This window comes from Akkermansia sp. 54_46 (assembly GCF_001917295.1).
GTDB lineage: Bacteria > Verrucomicrobiota > Verrucomicrobiia > Verrucomicrobiales > Akkermansiaceae > Akkermansia > Akkermansia muciniphila.
Window position 1 is genome coordinate 68,361 of record NZ_MNUD01000032.1, and the last position, 18,062, is coordinate 86,422.

The 18,062-nt window shown below is 57.5% G+C and carries 16 protein-coding genes and 1 other RNA gene; 9 read left to right on the forward strand and 8 right to left on the reverse strand.

Going from position 1 to position 18,062, the window contains the following annotated elements; genetic code table 11:
* Positions 1-51 precede the first annotated feature (51 nt).
* Complete coding sequence (locus BHW66_RS06715) at positions 52-1,473, reverse strand: Gfo/Idh/MocA family oxidoreductase (RefSeq protein ID WP_046434426.1); 1,422 nt, start codon at positions 1,471-1,473, stop codon at positions 52-54.
* 166 nt (positions 1,474-1,639) lie between these two features.
* Between BHW66_RS06715 and BHW66_RS06720 the strand changes: the two genes are divergently transcribed.
* From BHW66_RS06720 to BHW66_RS06735, 4 genes are all read left to right on the forward strand, one after another.
* Positions 1,640-2,656, forward strand: coding sequence for a hypothetical protein (locus BHW66_RS06720; RefSeq protein ID WP_215833672.1), 1,017 nt, complete (start codon positions 1,640-1,642; stop codon positions 2,654-2,656).
* Positions 2,657-2,707: 51 nt separating this feature from the next.
* Positions 2,708-2,802: signal recognition particle sRNA small type (ffs, locus tag BHW66_RS06725), an RNA gene on the forward strand.
* A gap of 65 nt (positions 2,803-2,867) precedes the next feature.
* Positions 2,868-4,082 carry a Mur ligase family protein gene (locus tag BHW66_RS06730; protein WP_102747676.1) on the forward strand — a complete coding sequence of 405 codons (1,215 nt, stop codon included), beginning with the start codon at positions 2,868-2,870 and terminating at the stop codon, positions 4,080-4,082.
* 26 nt (positions 4,083-4,108) lie between these two features.
* Entirely contained in the window at positions 4,109-6,616 is a 2,508-nt protein-coding gene (locus BHW66_RS06735) for a U32 family peptidase (RefSeq protein ID WP_102758696.1), read from the forward strand.
* A gap of 25 nt (positions 6,617-6,641) precedes the next feature.
* On the opposite strand, the gene BHW66_RS06740 is transcribed toward BHW66_RS06735, so the two are convergent.
* Both BHW66_RS06740 and BHW66_RS06745 read right to left on the reverse strand, forming a co-directional pair.
* Positions 6,642-8,411 (reverse strand): hypothetical protein, encoded by a 1,770-nt coding sequence (locus BHW66_RS06740; RefSeq protein ID WP_286688975.1) that lies wholly within the window; start codon positions 8,409-8,411, stop codon positions 6,642-6,644.
* Positions 8,412-8,416: 5 nt separating this feature from the next.
* Positions 8,417-8,995, reverse strand: a complete 579-nt coding sequence (locus tag BHW66_RS06745) for a hypothetical protein (RefSeq protein ID WP_286688976.1) — start codon at positions 8,993-8,995, stop codon at positions 8,417-8,419.
* Between BHW66_RS06745 and BHW66_RS06750 the strand changes: the two genes are divergently transcribed.
* The gene (locus BHW66_RS06750) at positions 8,985-9,239 is read left to right on the forward strand and encodes a hypothetical protein (protein ID WP_286688977.1); all 255 of its coding nucleotides are present in this window, start codon (positions 8,985-8,987) and stop codon (positions 9,237-9,239) included. The two genes, BHW66_RS06745 and BHW66_RS06750, sit on opposite strands and share 11 nt — an antisense overlap.
* Here the strand turns inward: BHW66_RS06750 and BHW66_RS06755 are convergent.
* The 3 genes from BHW66_RS06755 to BHW66_RS06765 are packed head-to-tail and all read right to left on the reverse strand — an operon-like array spanning position 9,236 to position 11,234.
* The gene (locus BHW66_RS06755; protein ID WP_286688978.1) at positions 9,236-10,078 is read right to left on the reverse strand and encodes a hypothetical protein; all 843 of its coding nucleotides are present in this window, start codon (positions 10,076-10,078) and stop codon (positions 9,236-9,238) included. The genes BHW66_RS06750 and BHW66_RS06755 overlap by 4 nt on opposite strands.
* 8 nt (positions 10,079-10,086) lie before the next feature.
* Positions 10,087-11,037 carry a hypothetical protein gene (locus BHW66_RS06760; RefSeq protein WP_102758641.1) on the reverse strand — a complete coding sequence of 317 codons (951 nt, stop codon included), beginning with the start codon at positions 11,035-11,037 and terminating at the stop codon, positions 10,087-10,089.
* Positions 11,034-11,234, reverse strand: a complete 201-nt coding sequence (locus BHW66_RS06765; RefSeq protein WP_146023927.1) for a hypothetical protein — start codon at positions 11,232-11,234, stop codon at positions 11,034-11,036. The genes BHW66_RS06760 and BHW66_RS06765 overlap by 4 nt, the downstream gene beginning before the upstream one ends.
* Positions 11,235-11,271: 37 nt before the next feature.
* On the opposite strand from BHW66_RS06765, the gene BHW66_RS06770 reads away from it, so the two are divergent.
* Positions 11,272-13,542 (forward strand): VacB/RNase II family 3'-5' exoribonuclease, encoded by a 2,271-nt coding sequence (locus BHW66_RS06770; RefSeq protein ID WP_286688979.1) that lies wholly within the window; start codon positions 11,272-11,274, stop codon positions 13,540-13,542.
* 304 nt (positions 13,543-13,846) lie between these two features.
* Entirely contained in the window at positions 13,847-14,185 is a 339-nt protein-coding gene (locus tag BHW66_RS06775) for a cupin domain-containing protein (RefSeq protein WP_022197264.1), read from the forward strand.
* 159 nt (positions 14,186-14,344) lie between these two features.
* Here BHW66_RS06775 and BHW66_RS06780 read toward each other — a convergent pair whose 3' ends face one another.
* Positions 14,345-14,902 carry a cob(I)yrinic acid a,c-diamide adenosyltransferase gene (locus BHW66_RS06780; protein ID WP_022197263.1) on the reverse strand — a complete coding sequence of 186 codons (558 nt, stop codon included), beginning with the start codon at positions 14,900-14,902 and terminating at the stop codon, positions 14,345-14,347.
* Positions 14,903-15,048: 146 nt separating this feature from the next.
* Here BHW66_RS06780 and BHW66_RS06785 point away from each other — a divergent pair, with 146 nt between their 5' ends.
* Both BHW66_RS06785 and BHW66_RS06790 read left to right on the forward strand, forming a co-directional pair.
* On the forward strand, positions 15,049-15,792 hold the full coding sequence (locus BHW66_RS06785) for a hypothetical protein (protein WP_102758643.1): 744 nt from the start codon (positions 15,049-15,051) through the stop codon (positions 15,790-15,792).
* 100 nt (positions 15,793-15,892) lie between these two features.
* Positions 15,893-17,125 (forward strand): MFS transporter, encoded by a 1,233-nt coding sequence (locus BHW66_RS06790; RefSeq protein ID WP_102732908.1) that lies wholly within the window; start codon positions 15,893-15,895, stop codon positions 17,123-17,125.
* 11 nt (positions 17,126-17,136) lie between these two features.
* Here BHW66_RS06790 and BHW66_RS06795 read toward each other — a convergent pair whose 3' ends face one another.
* Entirely contained in the window at positions 17,137-18,054 is a 918-nt protein-coding gene (locus BHW66_RS06795; RefSeq protein WP_022197260.1) for a LysR family transcriptional regulator, read from the reverse strand.
* Positions 18,055-18,062: the final 8 nt, after the last annotated feature.

The following is an 18,062-nucleotide window of genomic DNA, read 5'->3' on the forward strand; positions in this document are numbered from 1 at the left end:
CCTTCCTGAACTCCCCGGAAGAGAACAGCGCCCCTTCATCCCCGGCGTTATTCATGAAACCACGGCCAGCGGCATGGTGGTTTTCCAGTCTCCGCGGGTAAAATCCGGAAATTCCACGGGCAACCCGCCCTGGGCGATGGAACGGGCTGTCAAAGGCAGCAGGGAAGACCAGGAAGCTCCTTCGTAAACGTTCTGATCCATTGGCTCTCCGTTCCGGAGGCATTCCACGATGCGGGAAAGCATCACAAAGTCCATACCGCCGTGACCGCCCATTTTCGTGGCCAGCTCCCCGATGCGTTTCCAGAGGGGATGATCGTATTTTTCATAAATAGCGGCCAGTTTTTCCCTGCCTTCAATCCATTCATGATAATTGCCGTTGCCCAGCTTTTCACCCGCCACGCGGGTTGGGAAACCAGCCAGCGTGCCCTCCGTTCCCTGGATCAGGTTGGCGCGGGAGTAAGGCCGGGGGGACGTCTCATCCAGCTGGACAAGAATGGTCCGCCCCAGCTGCGTCTTGACAACAGCCGTATTCATGTCACCGCAGATGAATGGAGTATTGTTCCAGCGGTGATCGGCGGGAAGATGCTTTTTAGCGTAGGCATTGCGCCCGAGAGCAGGAGAAGCGAACGCCGCCACACGGCAGAAACGGTCCTCTCCACGCTCCAAATTCATATATTGAGCCACCGGCCCCAACCCGTGGGTGGGGTACAGGTTGCCATTGATTCTGGTATGATATTCCGGCCGCCAGGCCCCTTCCCCGCGCGTGTCCCCCAGCTGCGTCACCAGGCAATGGATATACGCGGCCTCCCCGTGAAGCAAATCGCCGATGACGCCCTGCCGGACCATGTTCAGGAACATGAGTTCATCCCGCCCATAGTTGACGTTTTCCATCATCATGCAATGTTTCCTGGTGGCCTCGCTGGTATCCACCAGGCTCCAGAGCTCCTCCAGAGAGACGGCCAGAGGAACTTCCACAAAGGCGTGAGCGCCGTGCTTCATGCTGTCGCAGGCGATTCTGGCATGCGAACTCCAATCCGTACTGATGATGACGGCATCCGGCTTCAGCTCCTTCAGCATGGTCAGGTATTCCATATCGCCGCCGGAATAGCCCAAAGGGCTTTTCCCCATTCTGGAGAGCACGCGATCCACGCCGCGTTTCGTCAACTCTTCCTTCAAATCACATATGCCCACGATTTCCACTCCATCCATCACGCACATTTGCGCCAGGTGGGAGAACCCGCGCCCTCCCACGCCGATGAAGGCCAGCCTGATGCGACCCAGCCGGGGAGCCTTGAACCCTCCCATGTATGTGGAACCGGAAGGCCTCGGAGCCGCCGGAGAGGCGGATTTCCAGAGATGGTCTCCGGCAGGGATTTCCACAGCCTTCCCAGGGAGGGCATTTCCGGCGGCAGCCGCTCCGGCCGCAAGCCCCAAAGATTTGAGAAATTGTCTGCGTGATGAGAAAATAGACATGGCTTGAAAGTATGGCTTCAAGGAAAACTACGCCCCCTCCGGAGTGAATTTATCATCATTCTCCCTATTGAGGGGAAAAGCTCCGGATGGCTGATTTTAGAGTTTGCAAAATCCGGCGGAACTCCCACTATGAGATTTGCTTCTGCCTCTACCCTTTTTTTCATTGATGCGTTACCTACTTCTCATCCTGTTGCTCGCCGGGGGATACTACGGCTGGGATTATTATCAAAACGGCCTCGCACCCAGGCATGAAGCCCTCAAAGCCATGGAGCAGGAACCCTGCCCGGAGCTGGATGCGGCCCAAGCCCGTTTTGATGAAGCCGCGGAACTTCACGAACAGCAGGCGGTGCGTCTCCAGAAAGCTGTTCAACGGAAGGAAGAAGCCGTCCGCAAATACTGGGATTCCCGAATCAAACAAGCCGACCAGGAAAAAGACGGGAAAAAGACGCCCTCCCCCGTGAACGGAAGGCCCAATGCCCGAAGCGCGGAAGCCCGAATAGCCTATCTGCTGGAACAATATGACCGCCGCGTTGCAGAAGTGGAAAAACTCAAAAGCAGGCGGAACGCCACCAGACAACAATTGGACAGCGCCCGAAACCGGATTCAGGAACAAATACGCCAGGTGGAGACCCGTCTGGACATCAACCGCATCCAGCGCGCGGAGGCATCCAACAAGAAAAGCGGGGATTTTAAAGTGACGGAGAACCGGGCGGATCTGCTCAAACTTCAGGCCAGCCTTCCGCAGGAACTGGAACGCATTACCGACCAGGGGGAAGCCGCTCTGCGCGACCAGACGGAAGCTTACGAAAAGGCCAAAAGGGAGCTGGGCCTGTTCCAAAACAACGTGGACCGGCAGATCGCCAGCCTTCGGGACTCCATGAATTCCCCTCTGGCGGAAGATTATGATGAGACGGAAATACTTTCGGAAGACCCCGAATTCCGCACAATGATTGCTCCTTACGACCAGGCCGTCAGCCATGAGGAAACGATTGTCATGCGAACGGAGGCGGATGTAGAGGAAAAGGCCAAAGCCCTGCACGGGCTGCAACGCGTCAGAGACGCGAAAATCGAAGAAGAGCGCAGCCGGCTCAGACAGGAAGAAGAGATTTTTTTCACGGCGGCAACCGTCATCGGCGTAATATTGCTGATCTCCATTCTGCTCTCTTTCGCCAGAAGGAGATGATGTCTTTGAAGGTTGACACTGCACTGCAAACCTAGTTTACTGGGTGGGCCGCCGGGAACCCCGTGGAGGCACGACTGGCAAACCCCGCCAGGACCGAGAGGTAGCAACGGTAGCTTGTTCGTGTTTGCCGCGTCTGTTCCCGGCGGTATTTTATGGCTCTCCCCGCCATACCGGAGTTGAACGGGAGTTTTCCCGTGGTAGAATACCGCCCATGAACGTATCCGCCGCCCTTGACTGGCTCTTTTCCACCCAATTTTTCGGGATCAAGCTGGGGCTTGACAACACAGAAAAACTGTTGGCGGCAGCCGGGGCGGACCGTATCAACGCCACCGTGGTCCATGTGGCCGGCACCAATGGCAAAGGCTCCACCTGCGCCATGATTGAGGCCCTGGCCAGGGCACAGGGTTATGTCACGGGCCTGTTCACCTCCCCCCATCTGGTAGATTTTTCCGAACGCATCCGCGTCAATGGGAACATGATTACTCCGGATGCCCTGGCGGAGGAAATTTCCTTCCTGAAACAGCTGGCGGAAGGCTGGGAACAGCCGCCCACCTTTTTTGAGCTGGCTCTGGCCGTCGCCCTGCGCCATTTCCGTAAAAACAACGTGAACTTCATCATTCTGGAAACAGGGCTAGGCGGAAGGCTGGACGCCACTAACGCCGTGCCCAAAGACATTGCCGTACTGGCCCCCATCGGTCTGGACCACCAGCAGTATCTGGGAGATACCCTGGAAGAAATCGCCGCGGAAAAAGCGGCCATCATCGCCCCCGGCAAACCGTCCGTAACCGCCGTGCAGCACCCGGACGTCATGGCCGTCATGGAACGGACGGCGCGGAACCGCCGTTCTCCCCTCACGATTGCCCGGGCGGACCGGAACACGCCCCGCCCATGCCTGCCCGGAGCCCATCAGCGGGAAAACGCAGCCCTGGCGCTGGAAACCATGAGACGGCTCCATGCCCTTCCCTCCCCTGCCGCAGCCGCCGCTGCCCTGGCCAGGGTACAGTGGCCCGGACGGTTCGAACGCCTTGAGACGCCCCCTCTGGTACTGGACGGCGCTCATAACGAACATGCGGCGCGCGTGCTCGCGGCCACGTGGAAAGAGGAATTCCCGGGACGGAAGGCGGCGCTGGTTTTTGCCGCATCCGCAGACAAGCATATCCGGGAAATGATTCCGGTTTTGCGGGAAATTGCCGGAGAATGGCACCTGGTTCCCTGCACTTCCCCCCGCATCATGCCGGCGCAAGAAATGGCTGCCCTGCTGGCCGGGCAGGAAACCGGCCCCGTTTTCATTCATTCCACGCTTCCGGACGGGCTGCAGGCGGCGCTGGCTTCCCCGTTCCCCGCTCTGGCGGCAGGTTCCCTGTTCCTTCTGGGAGATTTGAAAGCATTGCTCCGCCATGCGGAAAAACGCAGTACCGCCCAATAACCCCTACAGCCTCTTTGCTTTTCCCCGTGACTTCCGACGACATGACCCTTTCCGCCCTCCGGCCCGGAGACCTGCGTCCCGAACTGCTGGCTCCCGCCGGGGACATGGACTGCGCCCGCGCCGCCGTAGCCAATGGCGCAGACGCCATTTATTTCGGTCTGGACCGTTTCAACGCCCGTCTGCGCGCAAACAACTTCACGCTGGATTCCCTTCCGGAACTGATGCGTTTCCTTCACGCGCACGGCGTGAAGGGGTACGTGACCATGAATACGCTCATTTTCACCTCCGAGCTGGCGGACGCCCTCTCCTACCTGGGCCACCTGAATGCCGCCGGCGCGGACGGGGTCATCGTGCAGGACATCGGACTTGCCCGCTGCCTGACGGAATGGGGAAGGCAGGTTCCCGGCATGAAGCTGGAACTGCACGCCTCCACCCAGATGACGCTTTCCTCTCCGGACGGGCTGGAATTCGCCTCCGGATTCCTGGACCTGAAGCAGGCCGTCCTGGCCCGGGAACTGAGCCTGAAGGAAATCGGGCAATGCGTACGGCATACGGACATACCCCTGGAAGTATTTGTTCACGGGGCGCTCTGCGTGGCCTACTCCGGCCAGTGCCTTACATCGGAAAGCCTGGGCCAGCGCAGCGCCAACAGGGGGGAATGCGCGCAGGCCTGCCGCCTGCCCTATTCCCTGGTTGTAGCCGGCAAAGCCGTTCCCCTGGGAGAACGGCGCTACCTGCTCAGCCCCCAGGACCTGTGCGCCATTGACCGCATCCCGGACCTGGTCCGCATGGGCGTAAAAAGCTATAAGATAGAGGGTCGCCTGAAAAGCCCGGAATACGTTGCGGCGGTGACGGCGGCCTATAGAAAAGCCCTGGACGCCGCCTGCGCTGGAATACCTGTGGATGAAATGGTGACCGTACGCGACCGCTACGCACTGCAAATGGTATTTTCACGCGGCTTCTCCACAGGCTGGCTGGACGGAACGGACCACCCGCGTCTGACCCACGGCCGCTACGGTAAAAAGAGGGGCGCTTACGCAGGCGTCATCATGAACAGCGGTCAGGGCTGGCTGGATATCAGACCGGAAGGAGGCATTCCGCTCGCGCCCGGTGACGGCTTCGTCATTGATGCAGGGGAAGACCGCAATGAAGAACAGGGCGGTCGTATCTGGAAAGTGCAGAGAAACCGCCTTTTCTTTCATGGAAAAGCATCCCGCATTGACTGGAGCAGGGTCAGGCCGGGGCAGAAGCTCTGGAAAACGGATGATCCGGCCCTGAACGCGGAGTTGAAAAAAATGCGGGAACACCTGCTGGAAGCCTCCGTACCCCTCCATTTGACATGCACCGGATCCGCCGGGGAGCCTCTGACGGTTTCCTGCCCGGAATACGGGTGTTCCGTGCAGTCCGCACAGCCCCTGCAAACGGCGGAAAAACGCCCGCTGACTCCTGAAGCGCTGAAACAGCAGCTTGGCAGACTGGGAGGAACGGGGTTCCGCCTGGCTTCCTGCGAATGCCGGCTGCCGAACGGGTTGATGCTCCCGCTCAGCATCCTCAACCAGGCAAGGCGCGCCCTCGTGGAACAAATTCAAACGGTCCGGCAGGAGAGGGAAGCCCCCGTTCCCTCCCGTCTTTCTGCGGCTTTCACCCCTTCCGCGCTTCCGGCGGGGGCGGCAGCTCCGGACGCGCCGCCGCACCTGTCTGTGCTGTGCCGCAGACCGGAACAGATACCTTCCGTTCTGGATGCCGGGGCGGATGCCGTTTATCTGGACTTTGAAGACCTCCGGGACTATGCGGCGGGAGTGAAAGCGGTTCGGCAGCACGCGGACAGCATCCCCGTCTTTCTGGCGACGCCCCGCATCCAGAAGCCGTCTGAAACCGGTTACTTTAAGCTCATGGAACGGGCGGAGCCGGACGGCATCCTCATCCGCAACCTGGGCGCGGCGCAATACTTCCGTCATTCCCCCCTGCGCCGCATTGGGGATTTTTCCCTGAATGTCGCCAATCCGTATAGCGCGGCTATCCTGAAAGAACGGGGGAGGCTGGAATATCTCACCCTCTCTTACGACCTGAACGCGGAACAGGTGGCGGACCTGCTCCGCGCCACGCCGCCGGAATGGTTTGAACTGACTCTGCACCAGCATATGCCCATGTTTCACATGGAGCATTGCGTGTTCTGCACCTTCCTGTCGGACGGCACCAGTTATAAGAATTGCGGACGCCCCTGCGAACGGCATCATGTGCAGCTGCGTGACCGCGTAGGCCAGCTTCATCCCCTGCTGGCGGACGCCGGGTGCCGGAACACGCTGTTCAACGGACGCGCTCAGACGGGAGCCGGCTTCCTCCGGGGCTTCCGCCGCCTGGGTCTTTCCCGCTTCCGTCTGGAACTGCTGGATGATCCCCCGGAAAAAATACGCCTTCTGGTGTCCCGCTACCGGGAATTGCTGGACGGCTCCTGCACGGCGGCCCGGCTCATCCGGGAACTGGATGTCGCGGAACAGCTCGGCACCACGGAAGGTACGCTCCGGCCCAGATAATGTCCCTTTGAACAATGGTCAATCCCTATTCGGATTCCCGGTTTTGACCATACATGTTCAATATTTTATCATTCTTTAAAAGGATACCCATTTTTCTACCCATGCCGGCCATTTCCTTTTTCACCTGGTCGCTGGTAATGCCTTTTAAATGGTCCTGCACAAATTCATGTGCCTGCATCATATATTTCTCATCATTCCACATGATGAGAAACCGGCGGTAGCTTTTCATCATTTTAATGAAAGTTTTTTCCTTGCCGGTCAAAACCAGCAACGCCTGTTGAAAAGCTTTGCTGGTTTTGCTCTTCATTTTGGAATTCCATTTGACATTTTTTGATTTTTCCAGCCATAAATTTAAGAAATTACCGGTAGTCCCTTCCTTGTAAATAGCATGGAGTTTAACCTCAGGGCAGTCGGCAATCAGCTTTTTCCAAAATTGCCGGATGAAAAGTTCTTCTGCTTCGGGCGTACTGTCCGGGCTGACCCCGCAGGCGTATAATTCATAGGGATTCACCTTTTCAGGGTTAATCTTCAAAACATGACCCGCCACGTAATCAATCAGGTTATGTTCACGGGGCATCGCCTTGCTGAACTGGATGAGGTACTCCAGCTTCTTCTTATCGGCCGCACCTCCCGCCTTGATGCCCAAATAACGCGCCCAGGCCGGATAATTGTAAGGATTGGCCCGGCACGCCTCCTGAAGCAGCAGTTCCACATGCTGCGGATTCCGGGAATAAAAAGATAAATCGTACATCAAGGAAGATTCACGGGCCTGGGGACCCTGCCAGAAAGCGCAGAGGGCGGAGATAATCTGCACGGGGCCTTTCCACGGCAGTTTATTTCCACCATTGGCCCAGTTCCATCCTCCAATGTTGTTGCCGATCAGCCATTGCCCTTTGGGGTGCTTCCAAATAAAAGCGCAATGCCCCGGCTGCCCGATGGGGTACGCCGGGACGCCTTTGGCTCTTAAAAAACCTGCGGCCCCCTTGGAAACGGCTCCGCACACGCCTCCATATTCCGTATAAAGCTGAAGAGTGATGGGCTTGTTATCGTAAAACGCGGCCCCGGCATGGACGCTGATTCCTCTGTGATTCTTTTTACGGTAGGGAATAAATCCGGTAAATTTACCCCCTGCCTGCTCGGGTTTGATGTTTTTCCCTTCAATAAATTGCTGGGCCCATGCCAGATCTTCCAGACTCTCTTTTCCTCTCAGAACTACGGCCCACTCCCACGGTTCAAGGCTGTCGGCCTGCGGATAACACCTGCCATGATGATGGGAATCATGGTAAAATCCATACCTGGCTATACATTCCTCTGCCGTGAAAACATCGGCGATGAGACAGGCCCCCAGGGCGATGTTAAGGTCAACTCCGCACAAGTCCCTGTCTGCGCTATTCCACAGACGGTAAAGAATAGCCAGACTGTTCTGCTGAGCATACCCAGCATGGGCCAGTTTCCGGAAAACTTCCGGATGGGAGACAAGCCACCTGGTAAACGTCCGGTCCCGGAGCTCTCTTGTTGGAAACGTCTTTTCCTGGCTGGCATAACGGAAAAATTGTCCGATATGGCACAGTTGCTCCAATTCCGGATGATGTACTATCCGCCGGATTTTTTCCGGTGAAAGAGTACCGGAATCAAGCTGTTTCCGGAGTTGATTCCGTACGCCGTCAATGATGACTGAAGAATAATCCGCCCTCAGCAAACTCTCCACGGCGGCGGTATCCCGGGCCCGGGAAACACCAGATACCAGTAACAGGACGCAGCACAACAGCATTCTCAGCAGGGCGTTCGCGGCCATGGCGGCTAATCCTCCTTCCCGAGTTTTCTGTGTTCCCGGAGCATCCCGGGAGAGTACAGGAAACGAGTGTCCTTGTCCATACCCCCGGTCCTTTCCAGAAACTCCACCAGCTCCCGGTCCGTCTTGTAGCCGCATTCCCTCAGCCTTTCCAGCGCGCGGCCCCTATTCCCGGGGTGAAGCTCCAGAACGATATTCAACAGTGCACCCTCCCTGTGTTTAATATACCAGCGGAAGGACTGCCGGAGGCGGACCAGTTCGTCCACGTTCCGCTCGTACAGGGCCTTCCTGCGCCGTTCCTCTTCCGCACCACAGGCGGCGAGGTTTTTCGTCTCCCGGTAGCGCCAGTAGGGCAGCGTGTCGACCGGCCTCACGGGATGGAACTTCCCGTGCTCCGCCTCCAGCCCGGCGTCCAGGCAGAACCTCGCGAGCTCCTTCCCTTGCCTGAGCCTCTTGTTCTCCCTGACATAGGTTTGAATTTTGGAAAGATTACAACATGCTTTAAATTTGGTTTCCAGCTCACTTCCGTTGATCCAGATGGAAAAGTTGTCCAGCCGGTAGTCCTGATAGGGGGCCTTGACGACCATGTTGTTGATGAACAGGGCGTTTTCCAGCTCCTCCGGGGTAAAAGTCGCCCAGCTTTCCCTGGTCCAGCAGGCCCTTCAGATGCCGCGCGTCCCCGCTCAGCCGTTCAATCCGGATGTCCATGAAGGAGGGCAAATCGTCGTACACAGCGGCTTCATCCGCGCGGCTCCCGACGGAAAAGAAAAGAAACACGGAAAGACAGAGGGGAACCATCCCCGACAGGATATTCGCGGCCATGGCGGCTAATCCTCCTTCCCGAGTTTTCTGTGTTCCCGGAGCATCCCGGGAGAGTACAGGAATTGAACTCTCTTTCTCATGCCGCCGGTCCTCTCCAGAAACTCCACCAGCTCCCGGTCCGTCTTGTAGCCGCATTCCCTCAGCCTTTCCAGCGCGCGGCCCCTATTCCCGGGGTGAAGCTTCAGAACGATATTCAACAGGATACCCTCGCTGTTCTCAATATACCAGCGGAAGGACTGCCGGAGGCGCACCAGCTCGTCCACGTTCCGCTCGTACAGGCTCTTCCTGCGCCGTTCCTCTTCCGCACCGCAGGCGGCGAGGTTTTTCGTCTCCCGGTAGCGCCAGTAGGGCAGCGTGTCGACCGGCCTCACGGGATGGAACTTCCCGTGCTCCGCCTCCAGCCCGGCGGAGCCTTGGAGAATCATCCGCCTGAGGTATTCGAACTTCGCCTCCAGACAGAACCTCGCGAGCTCTTTTCCATGTTTTAGTTTTTTGTTGTCTTGAATATATTTACAGATTTTAGAAAAATTAATCCCAGCCTTAAATTTGGTTTCCAGCTCACCTCCGTTGATCCAGATGGAAAAGTTGTCCAGCCGGTAGTCCTGATAGGGGGCCTTGACGACCATGTTGTTGATGAACAGGGCGTTTTCCAGCTCCTCCGGCTGGTAAAAGTCGCCCAGCTTCCCCTGGTCCAGCAGGTCTTTCAGATGCCGCGCGTCCCCGCTCAGCCGTTCAATCCGGATGTCCATGAAGGAGGGCAAATCGTCGTACACAGCGGCTTCATCCGCACGGCTCCCGACGGAAAAGAAGAGAAACACGGAAAGACAGAGGGAAAGGTAATAGTTCATAAAGAAAATCAGTTGCTTGTTGCGGTGACGATGCCCGGGTCATTTTTGTTCAATCCCTTGAACTTCTGGATCCGGTAGTGCACCGTTCCCGTATCGGGATCGCGCCTGATGGAGAAAACCTGATCCGTGTTGAAATCCCAGAGCACTTTTTCTTTCGTGTACCTGCCGCCTTGGGGTTTATCCGCGCATCCGAATATCTGCCAGCGGCACTTCCACGTCCAGCCGATGGACCCCGAGAACGCGTCAATGAGCGCCGGCGGATACAGGCAGTTGGTGCTGTCATAGACTTCATTGGTGACGGAAACCCGTGCGGGCTCCGGCAAAGGCGCATGCTCGCTGACCAGGGGATGGTCCGGAAGAGGGTCGGGATCATAACCGGCATGCTGCTCCAGGGAGTAAAGATTGGTGAAGCTGACGTTCAAGGGATACACGCGCAGGATGCGGAGGGCGCTCAGCCCCGCGGTGCATCCCACCTTGGCCGCTTCTTCCTCCGCCTGCCGGAAAGGGCTCTCCGCCCCCGCGTACATCAGCCCCTGGGGCGGGATGAGGGTGAATTCCACCACCTGCTCCACTCCGTCCACCTCCGCCTTCACCTTGAGCGTCTGACGCGTTTTGGCCAGGGTATTGATATCGACGGTAGCTTGATCCGGTTTATCATTATCAATTGCAAGTTTGAAATATTCCCCTCCTTCCACGGCGGACCAGTCGCACCGGGTGCCTTCGGGAAGCTCTTTGCCGTCCAGCGTGGCGGTCAGGGTGATGTATTCCCGGAGGGTGACGGTCGTTCTTTCTCTGTTGCTTTTGTCTATCTCCTCCTGGGGAGGGTTGCGATCGGGATACCTGAAATATACTTCCGCCGCGCAGAACTGGGTTTTATGCCGTATTTCAACGCCCTTGGACGCCAGCGCGTTGAACGCCAGGAAACAACAGGCCAAAAACGGGAAAATAAATGTTTTCATAAGAAACGACCAAACATCGTTAAATCCAAAAAACAGATCATTGTCAATCCATATGCCACATAATTAAAAAAATTCCTAGACGGACTGCGGTCCCGCACAACGGCATGCCCGGCAGCAGGCCAAAAACCGCTGACGAACGCGGCATGCACCGCCCGCGCCTTGAAGCGGCGCGCAAACCGCCCTATGATGGTTTCCATGGGAATGGGAGACACCTTTTCCCGGAACTTCCGCAAAATGAATCATTCCCTTAAAGACCGCCTGATCCGTCACATGGAAGACGGACGTTACGAACCCCAGAGCAAATCCGAACTGGCCCGCGCCCTGAACGTGGATTCCCGGCAGAAGCTGGATTTCCGCGCCCTGGTGGACCAGATGGAGGAGGAAGGAAAACTCGTGCGGCTGCAAAAGGGCAGATACGCTTTAAAGCGGGAACGCCGGAACCTGGTGCATGGCATGATCCGCATCCTGCGCTCCGGCAAGATTCTTTTTCTCCCCAGAAAAGGGGATCCCGCCGCTGCGGCCCTGGGATGGGACACGGAAGCCATTCCGGAGCTGGAACTTAAACCCAACCGTCTGGGTACTGCCCTGGACGGGGACCGGGTGGCCGTGCGCGTGGAACGCAAGGCGGCCAGGGGCCGGAGGAATATCCGCAGGGACCGCTTTTCTTCCCCGGATGCCGGCATGAAAGCCCGCGTGGAGGAAGTGACGGAACGCGCGCGCTCCCGCTGGCTTGGCGTCTTCCGCACCGGAAAGAACAAGCCGGGCCGCGTGCTGGGAGACGGCGTAAGCTCTCCGTCATCCATTGAACTGGCGGAAAAACCCGCCATGGAGGTGCTTCCCGGCCAACTGGTTTCCGTGGAACCCGTAACCTGCGGTGAGGAAAAGAAAGCCCCGCGCGGGAAAATCGTGGAGGTGCTCGGCTATCCGGACGAGCCCCACGTGGACATGGAAGCCGTTATCAGAAAATATGGCCTTTCCGCGGAATTTCCCGCCTCCGTGCTCCGGGAACTGGAAACGCTGCCTCAAAACCCTTCCCCCGGGGAACTCGCCCGCCGGGAAAACTGGACGGACCGTACCGTCATCACCATTGACCCGGCAAGCGCCCGGGATTTTGACGACGCCATTTCCATCACGGCCACTCCGTCCGGCTGGACGCTGGCCGTTCACATTGCGGATGTCTCCCATTTCGTCAGGCCCGGCGGCGCGTTGGATGGGGAAGCCCTGCGCCGCGGCAATTCCACGTACCTGCCGGACCGCGTCCTTCCAATGCTCCCGCCCCGCCTTTCCGACGATTTGTGCAGCCTGCGGCCGGATGTCGTGCGCCTGACAAAAGTATGCGAAATGAAATTTGATCAAAAGGGGAAGATGCTCCGTGCACGCTTTGCGGACGCTTTCATCCGCAGCAAGGCGCGCCTGACCTATCAGGAGGCCTTCGCCATGCTGAAGGGAAACGACAAGGGGGAAGTTCCCTCCACGGTGCGGGAAGCCTGGAATCTGGCCTCCATCCTGCGCCGCAACCGCTACGCCAAGGGAGCCCTGGATCTGGACTTCCCGGAAGTGAGAGCCGTTATGGACAAGGACGGCCGCGTGACGGGCATCATCACGGAAGAGTACGATGAAAGCCACCAGCTTATTGAGGAGTGCATGCTGGCCGCCAACGAAGCCGTGGCCCTGGCCCTGAAAAACGGGAACCGTCCCACCATCTACCGTGTCCACGAAGAGCCGGATTCCTCCAAACTGTTTGAATTCGGCCAGTTGTGCAAATTGTACGGGTATCCCGTCCACGATATCGGACAACGCCAGTACCTGAATGAACTGATGAAGTCCATCAAGGGTTCCCCGGACGAGCAATTGCTTAAGCTGGCGCTCCTGAAAAGCCTGATGAGGGCCAGGTACGACACGGAGCCCCTGGGCCACTACGGCCTGGCCACTCCCAATTACTGCCACTTCACCAGCCCCATTCGCCGTTACGCGGACCTGGTGGTTCACCGCTCCCTGAATCCCCTGCTGGCCAATCCTCCCAAAGGAGCCAAAGGAGCAGGCAGCGCAGGCAGGCTGGAGGAAGACGCGGAACACATTTCAGAGACGGAACGCATTTCCGCCAGCGCGGAAAAGGACGCGAACCGGATGAAACTCTTCGAATGGCTGGAAGGCCAGTGCTACACGGAGCATCCGGAAGTGCACGAAGCTCTGGTTACGGAAACGCGCCACTTCGGCGTGCTGCTGGAAATACCGCGCTTCCAGATTAAGGGGCTGGTCAAGCCGGACAAGCTTCCCGGCGGCCGCTGGGTGTATGAGGCGTTCGCCAGCCGCTGGAAGAACGACCATGGTTCCGTGCTGTGCGCGGGGCTGCGCGTTCCCGTCATTCCCGTGAAAGTGGACAGGGAGCAGCAGTGGGCGGATTTCGCCATCGTCTCACGGGAGAAACCGCGGCAAACGGGAAAAACGGCCTTCCCCGCCAAACAGGAGAAGGGCACATCCGGCCACGGGCGGCGGAACCGCTGACGGCATACGCCCGTATATGGAAACAATCCCATACGGGAGTCAAATCCGATTCTCCCTGCAGCAGAATCAAATCTGCATTATCCTACACAATTTTTCTTGAAGTAAATTGTATTTTTCATGTATAGAATAGCTGTTGTTTACTTGTGAATCCGACCTCACGCCTATGAATTCAGGACGCTGACTCCGTAAGTAAGCACCATATGAATGCTGAATGCCAAGGTCCGCTCCCGGGGCTGGAGCGGACCTTTTTCCCGGAAGCCTGTCATGAAGAAACGGGAAGGGCCAACAAGGGTGTCCAATTTACATGACAGCCATTCAGCGCCTCCCCGAACGCACTCCCTTTAATTACGCCGATCTGACCGATTACCGCGAAGGGCAAATCACCAGTCTGGCCCTTATTCGCTCCAAAGGAGTCAACATGACCATTCTGGCCTTTGACAGCGAACAGCTCCTTCCCACTCACCAGACGCCCGGTCCTGCACTGATACAGATTCTGGACGGGACGGCGTACTTCACCGTGGGCAATGAAGAAGTTATTCTGCCCCAGGGAAAGAGCCTCCTGATTCCCGCCGGAGTGCCTCATTCCGTCATTGCCCGGGAACGGTTCAAAATGCTGGTTACTTCCATCCTGCCGCTGGACTGACCGGGAAGCCCTCCCCTGAAAATAACGAAGAACCATTCCGGGGAATTGCCACCTGGACATGGATCTGCGGCAAAACCATTCTTTCCAGGCTTCTCCTGACACGGGAATCACGCAGATACGCAACATGCCGGAACAGGAGGACGGGCGGAAACGGCCTGCTCAGGCCTGGGCCTTTTCTCCTGCGGCCAGCGCCTCAAAACGGGCCAGCACCCAGCAAAGATCGGAAAGGCGGTTCAGGAACAAGGCCGTGTTCACGTTGCTCAGGGCATGATCCAGCCTCAACGCCACCACACGGCGTTCCGCACGGCGGCAGACGGAACGGGCCAGGTCCAAATACGCGGAGCCCAGCGATCCTTCCTTGCCCGGGCGGGCCCAGCCTTTGAAACGGATGTCGCATTCCTTTTCCAGCAAATGGGCCTGTTCCTCCAGCCATGCCACATCTTCCGCCGTAATGCGGGCGTACCCCTTGGCGTCATATTTGGGCAAATCTTCCTCCATCGTGGCCAGTTCCCCCATGGCCCCCACCAGGCGCGCCTGGACGCCGTCCAACATCTCCACCGTCCGGGAGCTTACCCCGGAATGGCGCACCACGCCAATCAGGGAATTTAATTCATCCACCGTTCCGTAAGCTTCAATGCGCGGCGCTGTCTTGGGACTCCGCCTGCCGAACATCAGGTCCGTTTCGCCGCTGTCTCCACGTTTGGTGATTACGCTCATACCATGTACCCTACCATGCCCGCGCCGTCCTGCACGCAAAAAAGAAGGCATATTCCGGAGCGGGAGCCAGCGCCATCTTTCCCGGCATGTACCGCACTCTCTATTCTTTTGACATGCAATAAAAACCATATAAGAAGAATGAATAAATGCTTCGTCTTCTCGCCGTTTTCCTCCCTCTCTTCATCAGCTTCCTCTTTGAGGCATGCTCTAAACAGGGAAGCGCCCTGCTGCCCGGAGAAATAATCGTGAACGCATCGGAACTGCCCGGCCCCATACAGGAATGGAAGACGGATTTGGCCTGTGAAAGATGCCTGACCATCAATCTGGACAATCCGTCCCTTCCCTGGTTCCGCATCGCTGAGGGCATATCGGAGGCTTATGCGCATGGCGTGAATAATCTCCGTTTGAAAAGAGGGGATGCCATCGCGTCCGCCTTTGGAAATGGAATTTGCTGGGATCTTCCCGTCTCCACGGATATGGCCCCGGAATCTGATCCGGAATCTGAAAAAGACATGAACCCGGACACTCCCTGCCTTCCCGACGGTGCCGTTCTGGAACATCCTTTCCGTGAAAATGATTTTCTTGTTTTCAGCAAAACACCTTCCCGGAAACCCGTTTATCCCATCGTGAAATTTATCCGGTCCCCTTACCCGGAAAGAGGGAACTACCAGCTTGTTTACTGGCGTATCCAGAAAAAACCATCCGGTCCATCCCGGAAAAACGACCTTCAGGCTTTCGCCAATATGGCAAATGAACATATCAACCAGCGCAGAGCATTCATTTTCTTCATTGAGAACGAAACACCCTGCGGAGAAGTATTCGATTATCTGAATGCCATTGACGGGAGAGATACGCTGGTGGGCGTAACCTTTTCCCGTGAAAATGAATAACTTCTCCCAACAAGGATTCATCAGGGCCTTCTTCCCCCCGCTCATCATCATGACACGTCAGGCCGTTTGAAACTTTTCCCAACGGCTGTACAACCCCTGCATGACTCGGACAAGAGATGAATTGGCGGCGGAAACCGCACCATCCGTCAAAGCGCCTCTCTGGACGCGAGACTACATCCTGGCCTGCTGCGCCAACTTGATGACGGGGCTGGCCTTCTATGAACTGGTGCCCGTTCTCCCGCTGTATCTGACGGGGCAATTGCAGGTCTCCTCCGGCTGGCTGGGCTGGATTATGTCCATTTATGTTCTGGCCGCCATTATCTCCCGCCCCTGGTTCGCACACCGGGTGGATACCGGAGACCGCAAGAAGATTTACATCACGGTTTACATTATGCTGGCCCTGTCCTTTTCAGGGTATGCTGCGGCCGCCACCGCCCTGGCGTTTTTCCTGACGCGCTTCATACAGGGCCTGATCTGGGGAGGCATGACCACCTCCGGCCCGACAATGGCAGTAGATATCATCCCCCCTGCCCGCCGCGGGGAAGGCCTGGGCTTCTTCGGCATGACAATGACGCTGGGCATGTGCCTGGGCCCCGTCATCGGCCTTCAGGTATACCAGCAGTACGGCTTTTACGTGATTACCTGGAGTTCCCTGCTCCTGTGCCTGGCCGGGGCGGGCATTGCATCTCTCATCCGCGTTCCCGGGAGCCCTGTTCAGGAGCCCGTGTATGAAACGCCTAAAAAGGTACTGGACCGTCTGGTGCTGCGCGTGGGCATTCCGCTGGCGGTGAACGTGATGATCGCCACCTTCTCCTATGGCGTGGTGGCCGTGTATTCCGCCCTGTACGGAGAAATGCACGGGTTCAAATACGCCGGGCTGTTTTACGCGCTGATGGGGCTGGGCATGCTGGTCTCCAGGTTCATGGTAGGCAGGCAAATCGACCGCGGACGCGTGGCGGAGCTTTCCGTCATCTCCCTGGGCATCCTGACCGTCAGCTTCGGCGCGCTGGCGCTGGCGCCGCTGGAATGGATTTATTACGCTTCCGCCATCCTCATCGGCTTCGGTTTCGGCATTTTCATCCCCACGTTCCAAACCATGAAACTGAACATGGCGGACCGCGGCCACCGGGGAGCCGTCAATTCCACATTTTTCACCGCTTTTGACATCGGGGTGGGAACAGGCATGTTCCTGGGAGGCAAAATTTACGCGTACCTGAACCTGAACTGGGCCTTCGGAGCGGGAGCCCTGCTGAATTTGCTGGCGATCGTATATTTTTACCGCATCTCCCTGGACCACTACCGTAAAAATAAATTGGGCGTGGATTCTGATTGATTTTCCTTCCATCACTCCCGTTCCGGGATGGAAAAAACATCAATTACCCGTTTGGCTGAAGGCCTCACGCGCAGCAACCGCGGATTCCAGGCCAGGGAAATACTGCGGGACAGCCCGTCCAGCGCCGGATGAGTAACCTTGACAAACCCTTCCCCCAGTTCTTTTTCCGCCATGCAGGGCAGGATTGCCATGAACGCTCCGCTCTTCAACATGCGGGCCGCAAAAGGAAAAGATTGCGTTTCACAGTGCACCCGCAGCCTGATGCCGAACTCAGCGCAATTCCTTTTCAGCAACGCATGAAACCCGGAACCGCTCCCCAGCGTTGCTAGGGGGAACATTTCCAGCAGGCGGAGAAAATCCTCCTTCTTCCCCCGCGCCTTTTTCCCGGCCAGGGCTGCAGGAACGTACAGCGCATAATCCATGGAGCAAATGACCCGGCTTTCCAACCCTTCCGCCTCCAGCGCGCTGGTACGCACAATACCGAAGTCTATATCCATATTCTGGAGCTTAGAGGGAATCTCACTGTTGCGGAGGTTCTCCAGCGCGAAAAGCCACGGCAGCCCCCGTTTCTGGATACTCGCCAGCACGGGAGCCACCACCCAAGCATGCAGGCTGTCCCCGGCTCCGATAGTGAACCGGTAGGGCAGATTCCGGCTCCGGCTTTTAAAATCATCCAGCAGGCACAGGCTTTCACTGGCCAGCCTCACCAGCTCCCACCCGGCTCCGGTAAGAGCCAGCACTTTCCCGCGGCGGCTCGCCAGTTCCACACCGAAGAATTCCTCCAATTCCTTAATCTGCCGGGAATACAGGCTCTGCCGCGCACTATCCCCCCGGGCGGCAGCGGCAATGCTCCCGGCCTTGGCCACTTCTATCAAGGTTTTCAATCGGTCCAGGGACAGTCCCCGTTCTGCGAAAAGATGCTCAAACATAACTTTAT

Excerpts from the sequence above, each read along its gene's own strand:
- BHW66_RS06720 (WP_215833672.1), top strand. The coding sequence starts at position 1,640 with ATGCGTTACCTACTTCTCATCCTGTTGCTCGCCGGGGGATACTACGGC.
- BHW66_RS06740 (WP_286688975.1), bottom strand. The coding sequence starts at position 8,411 with ATGGCCGCGAACGCCCTGCTGAGAATGCTGTTGTGCTGCGTCCTGTTA.
- BHW66_RS06795 (WP_022197260.1), bottom strand. The coding sequence starts at position 18,054 with ATGTTTGAGCATCTTTTCGCAGAACGGGGACTGTCCCTGGACCGATTG.
- BHW66_RS06765 (WP_146023927.1), bottom strand. The coding sequence starts at position 11,234 with ATGGAAACCATCATAGGGCGGTTTGCGCGCCGCTTCAAGGCGCGGGCG.
- BHW66_RS06760 (WP_102758641.1), bottom strand. The coding sequence starts at position 11,037 with ATGAAAACATTTATTTTCCCGTTTTTGGCCTGTTGTTTCCTGGCGTTC.
- BHW66_RS06755 (WP_286688978.1), bottom strand. The coding sequence starts at position 10,078 with ATGAACTATTACCTTTCCCTCTGTCTTTCCGTGTTTCTCTTCTTTTCC.
- BHW66_RS06770 (WP_286688979.1), top strand. The coding sequence starts at position 11,272 with ATGAATCATTCCCTTAAAGACCGCCTGATCCGTCACATGGAAGACGGA.
- BHW66_RS06745 (WP_286688976.1), bottom strand. The coding sequence starts at position 8,995 with ATGGTCGTCAAGGCCCCCTATCAGGACTACCGGCTGGACAACTTTTCC.
- BHW66_RS06790 (WP_102732908.1), top strand. The coding sequence starts at position 15,893 with ATGACTCGGACAAGAGATGAATTGGCGGCGGAAACCGCACCATCCGTC.
- BHW66_RS06785 (WP_102758643.1), top strand. The coding sequence starts at position 15,049 with ATGCTTCGTCTTCTCGCCGTTTTCCTCCCTCTCTTCATCAGCTTCCTC.
- BHW66_RS06775 (WP_022197264.1), top strand. The coding sequence starts at position 13,847 with ATGACAGCCATTCAGCGCCTCCCCGAACGCACTCCCTTTAATTACGCC.
- BHW66_RS06730 (WP_102747676.1), top strand. The coding sequence starts at position 2,868 with ATGAACGTATCCGCCGCCCTTGACTGGCTCTTTTCCACCCAATTTTTC.
- BHW66_RS06780 (WP_022197263.1), bottom strand. The coding sequence starts at position 14,902 with ATGAGCGTAATCACCAAACGTGGAGACAGCGGCGAAACGGACCTGATG.
- BHW66_RS06715 (WP_046434426.1), bottom strand. The coding sequence starts at position 1,473 with ATGTCTATTTTCTCATCACGCAGACAATTTCTCAAATCTTTGGGGCTT.